Genomic DNA, 9,774 nt, shown 5'->3' with positions numbered 1-9,774 from the left:
GCCCGGTTACATTCCGAACCCGGAAGCTAAGCCTCACAGCGCCGATGGTACTGCAGGGGGGACCCTGTGGGAGAGTAGGACGCCGCCGAACAAATATTGAAAGGGTTGGATCCTGAACTTCGGTTCGGGGTCCAACCCTTTTTTGTTGTGCGTCACTTGACGTTCACGTCTCGCGACCAACATCCATGGCATGGGTACTGCTGCAATGCTCAGGGCCGCCGGCGTCGGAGTCGGTGACGAGGTCGTCGTACCGGCCTACGGGAACGTGGAAGTCGCCGAGGCGGTGATCCAGGCCGGGGGTCTGCCGGTGTTCGCCGACATAGATCCGGTGACCTACTGCCTTGACGCGTCAGCCGTCGAGGCGGCGACAACTCCGCGGACGGCGGCCGTCGTTGTCGTACACCGCTTCGGGCGGCCGGCAGACATGGGGCGTTTTCTCGATGTCGGGCAGCGGCGCGGGCTTCTCGTATTGCAGCACGGTGAGTCCGAGGCGCCGTACGACGAGATCGCTCAACGGCGGCAACGCGCGGCGTTTCTCGATCTGAAGCTGAGGGGTGTGCGCACACCCGACGACGGGGACGGGCACACCTACCAGCAGTACGTCGTGCGAGTGCCCGGTAACGGGCGGCCCGATCGGGATGCCTTCGCTCGAGCCCTGCGGGCCAGGGGAGTTGACTGCCGAGTGCCCGTGAAGGCACCGGTGCATCGCATGCCCGAGTTCCGGTGCTGTGTCTCGCTGCCCGAGACCGAGTTGGCTGTCGACGAGACCCTGGCGCTGCCGGTCGACGCCTCGTTGACCAAGCGGGACATGCAGCGGATCGTGTCCACGTGCAACTCGCTCGGGGGACTGCTGCAGCCCGCGTTCTGATCGTACGGGCGTAGTTGGGAGCACGGGTCTGTTCGGGGTATGATCTCTTTCGTTGCCGCGAGGGAAACCTCGAAAAGTAACTGGCCCCCCTAGCTCAGTCGGCAGAGCGTCTCCATGGTAAGGAGAAGGTCAACGGTTCGATTCCGTTGGGGGGCTCCACACAGAAGGCCCCGCCCGATTGGGCGGGGCCTTTCTCATGCCCGTCGTCGCTCCGTCAGTCCTTCTGCAGGCCGGGCACGCGCATCGCGAGGATCGCCATGTCGTCGGACGGGGCGTCGGAGGCGAAGCGTTCGACGGCGCGCATGATGCGGGCCGCGACCGCGCCGGCCGTCAGGCCCGTACAGGTCGTCAGGACGTCTGTCAGGCCGTCGTCGCCCAGCATGCGGGTGCCCTCGCGGCGTTCCGTGACGCCGTCTGTGACGCAGAGCAGTACGTCGCCCGGGTCGAGGGTGATCGTCTGCTCGTACAGCTCCAGGTCCTCCAGGACGCCCAGGAGGGGCTGGGGCTCCGCTGCCGGTTCCACCGTGCCGTCCTGGCGCAGCCGGAGCGGGAGGGGGTGGCCGGCGCAGACCACCTTCAGTACGGCGCTGCCGTCCTCCTGCGGCCACAACTCGCCGTACAGGAGGGTCAGGAAGCGGCTGCGGGCCCCCTCGTCGAGGATCGCCGAGTTTAGGCGCTCCAGGACCGCCGGGCCGCCGAAGCCCTCTCTCGCCAACAGGCGGAGGGCGTGGCGGGCCAGGCCCGTCACCGCCGCGGCCTCCGGGCCCGTACCGCAGACATCGCCGATGGCGAAGCCGTAGGCGCCGTCGCGGATGGGGAAGAGGTCGTAGAAGTCGCCGCCGACCTCGTTGCCCTCGCCGGCCGCGCGGTAGATGACCTCCACCTCCACGCCGTCGATGTGCGGCAACTCCGGGGGCAGGAGGCTGCGTTGGAGGGACTGGCTGATCGCTGTGCGTTCCGAGTAGAGGCGGGCATTGTCCAGGGCCAGGGCGGCCCGGCGGCTCAGGTCCTCGGCCAGTTCCAGGATTTCCTGGCGGAAGTGCTCGTCCGTCGGCTTGCCGAGGGTGAGCATGCCGATCACGCGGTTGCGGGCGACCAGGGGGAGGACGACCGTCTCGCCGCCGACTGCCGCCGCCGTGGCGAGAGTTGTACCGATGCCCGAGCCGACCGAGGTGGGCGAGTTGAGGCTCAGGCTGCGCATGGACGTACGCAGGGCGGCCTGATGGGCTGCCGCCGCGGGGGCCGACCAGACGCGGGCGCCGGGCGTGGGGACCGGGTCGGGCGGGGCGATCTTCGACAGGAGGGCCTTGAGGCCGTCGATGCGGTCCTCGTCCTCGTGCAGGACGTACGAGAGGTACGGGTCCGAGGCCTGGTCGGCGATCGTGTAGACCGCGCACCAGGTGGCCAGGGTCGGGACCGTCATCTGGGCCATGAGGGCGAGGGTCTGGTCGCGGTCGAGCGTTCCCGCGAGGAGGTCGGAGGCCTCGACCAGGAAGCTGAGCGAACCTCTGCGCAGTCGTTCCAGTTCGCCCAGGCGGGCCGACTCCACGGCCAACGCGATGCGGTCGGCGGCGAACTGGAGGCGCAGGGCCTCTTCGTTCGTGTAGCGGCCGGGGGACTCGGCGGCGACGCCCAGGGAGCCGGTGAGGCGTCCTTCCACCTTCAGGGGGACGGTGACGACCGAGCGCATACCCGTGCCGCTCAGGAGGGGGACCGCTCCGGGGACGGCCGAGAGGTCGTCGTGGACGGCCGGCATACGGGCCGAGCCGTACCGGCCGGGGCCCGCCTCGACCGGTACGCGGGCGAAGCGCTGACGGGCCGAGGGGAGGCCCGTCGAGGCCCTCACCTCCAACTCCGTCTCGTCGTCCGTGGCCAGGAGCAGGAAGGCGGAGTCAGCGTCGAGCATGTCGCGGGCGCGCTCCACCGTGCGCTGGAGCAGACCGTCGAGGTCGTCCGGGGCCGGGGAGCCGATGAACACCTCGAAGGGGTCGGTGTTCTGGCCCTCGGAGCTCGACATCGTGTCGGACGAGCTGCCGCGCAACGGGGTCTGCAGGACCGCCCGTTCGTGGTCGCGTACGAGGAGGCAGACCGTCGAGGGCTCGCCCTCCGTGTCGCGGACGCGGAGGTGGGAGGCGTACACCGGGATGACGCGGCCGCTGGCGCCCCTTATGCCGTAACTGCCCTCCCAGCGGGAGAGTTGGAGGGCCTCGGCGATGCCGGTGCTGGTGCCGGGGGTGTGCGGCCAGGCGGCGAGGTCGGTGAGGGGTTTGCCGATGACCGACTCCGGCGCGTAGCCGAAGAGTTCCTCGGCGTCCTCGTTCCACGCCGCGATGGACCCGGTGCGGTCGATCTGGATGACCGCGACCCGGACCCGGCCGTCGGCCAGCGGGAGCAGGGCGGCGGGGAGGGACGGGCCCGCGGAGCGGGTGCCCACCGCGCGCGCGGGGAGGTCGATCTGGAACCACACCTGCTTCTGTGTGGGCGTGTACTCGACGCCCCAGCGGCCGGCCAGCGCCGCGCACAGCTGGAGGCCGCGGCCTCCCTCCCGGTCGGGGCTGCCCATGTTGACGGGCGAACCCTGCAGCGGGATCTCCCGCTCCGGGTAGCGGTCGGCCACCTCGACGCGTACGCCGTCGTCACTGCGTAGACACAGGACGTCCGCGGAGGTGCCCGCGTGGATCACGGCGTTGGTGACCAGTTCGCTCGTGAGGACCACGGCGTCGTCGACGATGTCCGCGAAGCCCCAGCCCTGCAGGGTGTCGCGGACGAAGGAACGGGCGGTCGCCACCGATCGCCCGACGGGGTCGAAGGTGGCGGACGCGCGCGCGGTGATCACAGAACTCCTCGTCCGTTTGTCGGCATGCGTGCCGGGGCCGACCCGTTCCTGCCGGGGCAGGGCCTGGTTCCCCGTCGGCCGGGGATCCTGGGGTGTTCCCCCTGGATGCAGTCCGGTGGTCATGGTGCGGTGCCCCTCCGATGCCTGCCCGCTCGTGGTCGTGCCACCGCCCAGACCGGACGGACCGGTGTGGCTGGACAGCCGTATGCAAGGTTACTTACCTTCGCGGTCCATGCGGATGCAGGTCTGCAGTGTTTACGTCCCCAGAGTGTGCGGACGGTGTGCGAAGCTGCCGAACTGTTATGGCCGGGTTCGGACAGGGTGAAACACTGGGCAGGCTCCAGGTGAAGGTCTTACCGGGCACTGGCAGTGTCCGGGTACGCGCGAGTGATGGCAGAGCACACAGAGCAGAAACGGTCGACCCCTTCGGGAGGGACACAGTGGAGTCTGGCGCAGCGACGCGGGGCACTAAGACGCGCGCGAAAGGCGGACAGGCCCTGAGTAACCGCCGTAAACCGCGCAACGGAACGACCGAGGTGGACACGGCGTCCCTGGACAGGCTGTTGTCGGCGCTGGAGTCGATGCGCGACGGCAACTTCCGCAAGCGGCTCACCGTGTCCGGCGACGGTGTCATGTCGGAGATCGCGGCGGTCTTCAACGAGGTGGCCGACCGTAATCTCCACTTGACGGGTGAATTGTCGCGCGTACGGCGCATGGTGGGGCGCGAGGGGAAGTTGACCGAGCGGCTGGAAGCGGGTGTCAGCGAGGGCTCGTGGGCCGTGGCGATCGATGCCTCGAACGCGCTCGTCGACGATCTCGTACGTCCGGTGGCCGAGGTCGGGCGGGTGCTGAGCGCGGTCGCGGAGGGGGATCTGTCGCCCCGGATGGAGCTGCGGGCGCAGGCCGCGGACGGCAATGGGCATCCGTTGCGCGGGGAGTTCCTCAAGGTCGGACGCACGGTCAACAATCTTGTCGACCAGTTGTCGACCTTCACCGACGAGGTCACGCGGGTGGCCAGCGAGGTCGGTACGGAGGGCAAGCTGGGCGGTCAGGCCCAGGTGCGCGGGATGTCCGGTTCGTGGCGGGATCTCACGGACTCGGTCAACACCATGGCGTACCGGCTGACGGCGCAGGTCCGGGACATCGCGCTGGTGACGACGGCGGTCGCGAAGGGTGATCTGTCCCGGAAGGTCACGGTTCACGTGGCCGGCGAGATGCTGGAGCTGAAGAACACCGTCAACACGATGGTCGACCAGCTGTCGTCCTTCTCCTCCGAGGTGACGCGAGTCGCGCGCGAGGTGGGTACGGAGGGTGAGCTCGGCGGCCAGGCACAGGTGCCGGGTGTGGCGGGAGTGTGGAAGGACCTCACCGATTCGGTGAATCTCATGGCCGGCAACCTGACGGCCCAGGTGCGCGGGATCGCGCAGGTGACGACCGCGGTCGCCAACGGTGATCTGTCGCAGAAGGTGACGGTGTCGGCGCGCGGTGAGGTCGCCCAGCTCGCCGAGACGATCAACCAGATGACCGAGACGCTGCGGACGTTCGCGGACGAGGTCACCCGGGTTGCCAACGAGGTCGGTGGCGAGGGGCGGCTCGGCGGGCAGGCGAACGTGCCGGGTGCGGCGGGTACGTGGAAGGACCTGACGGACTCCGTCAACACGGTCTTCCGGAATCTGACCACCCAGGTGCGGGACATCGCCGCCGTGACGACCGCTGTGGCCAGCGGTGACCTGTCGCAGAAGGTCAGCGTCGAGGTCGCCGGCGAGATGCTGGAGCTGAAGAACACCGTCAACGGGATGGTCGACCAGCTGTCCGCGTTCGGTGCCGAGGTCACCCGGGTCGCGCGGGAGGTCGGTGTCGAGGGTGAGCTGGGTGGCCAGGCGCAGGTGCCGGGTGCGGCGGGTACGTGGAAGGACCTGACGGACTCCGTCAACACGGCGTTCAGGAACCTCACCGGACAGGTGAGGAACATCGCCCAGGTGACGACGGCGGTGGCCAACGGCGACCTGTCCCAGAAGGTCACCGTCGACGTCTCCGGCGAGATGCTCCAACTGAAGAACACCGTGAACACGATGGTGGACCAGCTGTCGAGCTTCGCCGACCAGGTGACGCGGATGGCCCGTGACGTGGGTACGGAGGGCCGCCTCGGCGGGCAGGCGCGGGTGGACGGGGTGTCCGGGACGTGGAAGGAGCTCACCGACTCCGTCAACTTCATGGCCGGCAACCTGACCTCCCAGGTGAGGAACATCGCCCAGGTGACGACGGCGGTGGCCAACGGCGACCTGTCGCAGAAGATCGATGTCGACGCGCGCGGCGAGATCCTGGAGCTCAAGAACACGATCAACACCATGGTCGATCAGCTCTCGGCCTTCGCCGACCAGGTGACCCGGGTCGCCCGTGACGTGGGTACGGAGGGCCGCCTCGGCGGGCAGGCGCAGGTGCCCGGGGTGGCCGGGGTGTGGCGCGACCTCACCGACTCCGTGAACGGCATGGCCGGCAACCTCACCGCCCAGGTGCGCAACATCGCTCAGGTGGCGACCGCGGTGGCCCGGGGTGACCTGTCCCAGAAGATCACCGTGGACGCGCGCGGGGAGATCCTGGAGCTCAAGAACACCCTGAACACGATGGTCGACCAGCTGTCGTCGTTCGCCCAGGAGGTCACGCGTGTGGCCCGTGAGGTGGGTACGGAGGGCGAGCTCGGCGGTCAGGCCGAGGTGCAGGGTGTCTCCGGCACCTGGAAGGACCTCACGCAGTCCGTGAACTTCATGGCGAACAACCTGACCATCCAGGTGCGCAACATCGCCGAGGTCACGACCGCCGTCGCCAAGGGCGACCTGTCGAAGAAGATCACTGTTGACGCCAAGGGCGAGATCCTCGAACTCGTCACGACGGTCAACACCATGGTCGACCAACTGTCGTCGTTCGCCGAGCAGGTGACCCGGGTCGCCCGTGAGGTGGGCACGGAGGGCATCCTCGGTGGCCAGGCGCACGCGTCGGGCGTCACGGGTATCTGGAAGGACCTCACCGACAACGTCAACCTGATGGCCAACAACCTGACCGTGCAGGTGCGGAACATCTCCCAGGTCGCGGCGGCCGTCGCCAACGGTGACCTGACGCGGACGGTGACGATCGAGGCGCGCGGTGAGGTCGCGCAGCTCGCCGACACCTTCAACACCATGGTGAAGACGCTGAGTTCGTTCGCCGACCAGGTCACCAAGGTGGCCCGCGAGGTGGGCACGGACGGAATCCTGGGCGGGCAGGCGCGAGTGCCGGGTGTGGCCGGTACCTGGAAGGACCTCACCGAGTCGGTGAACGGGATGGCGTCCAACCTGACCGGTCAGGTGCGCAACATCGCGATGGTGACGACGGCCATCGCCAAGGGCGACCTGACGAAGAAGATCGACATTGACGCCCGCGGTGAGATCCTTGAGCTCAAGACGACGATCAACACCATGGTCGACCAGCTGTCGTCCTTCGCCGAGGAGGTCACCCGGGTCGCCCGGGAGGTCGGTACGGAAGGCCAGCTCGGTGGCCAGGCGCGGGTGCGGGACGTCGACGGCACCTGGCGCGACCTCACGGAGTCGGTGAACGAGATGGCCGGGAACCTGACCCGGCAGGTGCGGGCCATCGCGCGCGTGGCGACCGCGGTGACCCGTGGTGACCTCAACCTGAAGATCGACGTGGACGCCTCCGGCGAGATCCAGGAACTTCAGGACTACATCAACAAGATGATCGCCAACCTGCGCGACACCACGATCGCCAACAAGGAACAGGACTGGCTCAAGGGCAACCTCGCCCGGATCTCCGCCCTGATGCAGGGTCGCCGGGACCTCGACGACGTGGCCTCGCTGATCATGAGCGAGCTGACGCCTGTCGTCACCGCCCAGCACGGGGCGTTCTTCCTGGCGATGCAGACGGTCGACGGCAAGGACCAGGGAAGCGCCCCGGAGAACGCGTACGAACTGCGCATGCTCGGCTCGTACGGCTACTCCATGGGCTCCATGCCGACCTCGTTCCGGCCCGGTGAGGCGCTGGTCGGGACCGCCGCCGAGGAGAAGCGCACGATCCTGGTGGAGAACGCGCCGAGCGGTTACCTGAAGATCTCCTCCGGGCTCGGCGAGGCGCCGCCCGCACAGGTGATCGTGCTGCCGCTGCTGTTCGAGGGCAAGGTGCTCGGGGTCATCGAACTGGCGTCTTTCACGCCGTTCACGCAGATCCAGAAGGACTTCCTCAACCAGATCGCCGAGATGATCGCGACCAGCGTCAACACCATCTCCGTCAACACCAAGACGGAGGTGCTGCTGAAGAACTCGCAGGAACTGACCGAACAGTTGAGGGAACGTTCGGCCGAGCTGGAGAACCGGCAGAAGGCGCTTCAGTCGTCCAACGCGGAGCTGGAGGAGAAAGCCGAGCTGCTGGCTCAGCAGAACCGTGACATCGAGGTCAAGAACACGGAGATCGAGGAGGCGCGGCAGGTGCTGGAGGAGCGCGCCGAGCAACTCGCCGTGTCGATGCGCTACAAGAGCGAGTTCCTCGCCAACATGTCGCACGAGCTGCGGACGCCGCTCAACTCGCTGCTGATCCTCGCCAAGCTGCTCGCGGACAACGCGGACACCAACCTCACCCCCAAGCAGGTCGAGTTCGCCGAGACGATCCACGGGGCGGGCTCGGACCTGCTCCAGCTGATCAACGACATCCTCGACCTGTCGAAGGTCGAGGCGGGCAAGATGGACGTCTCCCCGACGCGCATCGCGCTCGTGCAGCTCGTCGACTACGTGGAGGCCACCTTCCGTCCGCTGACCGCGGAGAAGCGCCTCGACTTCTCCGTACGGGTCTCGCCGGATCTCCCCGCCACGCTGCACACCGACGAACAGCGGCTGCTCCAGGTGCTGCGCAACCTGCTGTCCAACGCGGTGAAGTTCACCGACTCGGGAGCCGTCGAGCTGGTCATCAGGCCGGCCGGCGCGGAGGTCCCGGTGGCCATCCGGGAGCAGTTGCTGGAGGCGGGGTCACTGCGGGACGCGGATGCCGACATGATCGCGTTCTCGGTGACCGACACGGGCATCGGTATCGCGGCGAGCAAGATGCGGGTGATCTTCGAGGCGTTCAAGCAGGCGGACGGCACGACCAGCCGCAAGTACGGAGGTACGGGTCTGGGGCTGTCCATCTCCCGGGAGATCGCACGCCTGCTCGGCGGTGAGATCCACGCGCAGAGCGAGCCGGGCCGCGGTTCGACGTTCACGCTGTATTTGCCGCTGCACCCGAGTGAACTGCCCCCGCAGGGCTACGCGCAGCTGGCGCCCTCCCTGGAGGTCGGCGAGTTGCTGGCCTCCGAGGCGGAGGGGGCCGGGGCGGACATCGAGACGCCGGCCGAGGTGAGGTCGTACCACGAGGCGCAGAACGGTCCCGCCGCGCTCTTCAGGCGGCGCCGCAGGGCCGTGTCGGTGACCGAACTGAACGCATCGTCGAGGGCCAACGGCCATTGGGTGCCCGATGAGCAGGAGGCGGCGCAGCAGCCGCGCCGGGGCATCCGGTTCGACGGCGAGAAGGTACTGATCGTCGACGACGACATCCGTAACGTGTTCGCTCTGACGAGCGTCCTGGAGCAGCACGGGCTGTCGGTGCTGTACGCGGAGAACGGCCGGGAGGGTATCGAAGTCCTGGAACAGCATGACGATGTGACGGTCGTACTGATGGACATCATGATGCCCGAGATGGACGGCTACGCGACGACCACGGCGATCCGAAGGATGCCGCAGTTCGCCGGACTCCCGATCATCGCGCTGACCGCCAAGGCGATGAAGGGCGACCGGGAGAAGGCGATCGAGTCGGGTGCCTCCGACTATGTGACCAAGCCCGTCGATCCTGATCACCTGCTGTCGGTGATGGAGCAGTGGATGCGCGGGGAGTGACGGTTGAGCTGGGTGTTTCCGTCGCCGGAACGGGAACCTCTGGTGTTCACGCGGAGTTGCTGACTCAGTGTGGCCGAAGCCGTGTAGAAGTGCGGGATTCGGGGAACCTTCTGGTCTCCCGCTACGTTTCTGCTACGTGCACAGTGACATCGCGGTGA

At 68.0% G+C, this 9,774-nt stretch carries 3 protein-coding genes, 1 tRNA gene and 1 rRNA gene; 4 read left to right on the top strand and 1 reads right to left on the bottom strand.

What is annotated here, in order from left to right:
* The 3 genes from rrf to PV734_RS35860 form a co-directional block, all read left to right on the top strand.
* Positions 1-91 (top strand): 5S ribosomal RNA (gene rrf, locus PV734_RS35870); the annotation flags it as partial.
* A gap of 114 nt (positions 92-205) precedes the next feature.
* The gene (locus tag PV734_RS35865; protein ID WP_319096207.1) at positions 206-868 is read left to right on the top strand and encodes a DegT/DnrJ/EryC1/StrS family aminotransferase; all 663 of its coding nucleotides are present in this window, start codon (positions 206-208) and stop codon (positions 866-868) included.
* A gap of 83 nt (positions 869-951) precedes the next feature.
* Positions 952-1,027 (top strand) — tRNA-Thr (locus PV734_RS35860).
* 55 nt (positions 1,028-1,082) lie between these two features.
* Here PV734_RS35860 and PV734_RS35855 read toward each other — a convergent pair.
* Positions 1,083-3,827 (bottom strand): SpoIIE family protein phosphatase, encoded by a 2,745-nt coding sequence (locus tag PV734_RS35855; protein ID WP_319095961.1) that lies wholly within the window; start codon positions 3,825-3,827, stop codon positions 1,083-1,085.
* Positions 3,828-4,144: 317 nt separating this feature from the next.
* On the opposite strand from PV734_RS35855, the gene PV734_RS35850 reads away from it, so the two are divergent.
* Positions 4,145-9,616 carry a HAMP domain-containing protein gene (locus PV734_RS35850; RefSeq protein ID WP_319293566.1) on the top strand — a complete coding sequence of 1,824 codons (5,472 nt, stop codon included), beginning with the start codon at positions 4,145-4,147 and terminating at the stop codon, positions 9,614-9,616.
* The last annotated feature ends 158 nt before the right edge of the window (positions 9,617-9,774 follow it).

Source organism: Streptomyces sp. AK08-02, assembly GCF_033795085.1.
Lineage (GTDB): Bacteria > Actinomycetota > Actinomycetes > Streptomycetales > Streptomycetaceae > Streptomyces > Streptomyces echiniscabiei.
The sequence above is the reverse complement of the archived record's forward strand: the minus strand, read 5'-3'. Positions and strand labels throughout refer to the sequence as shown.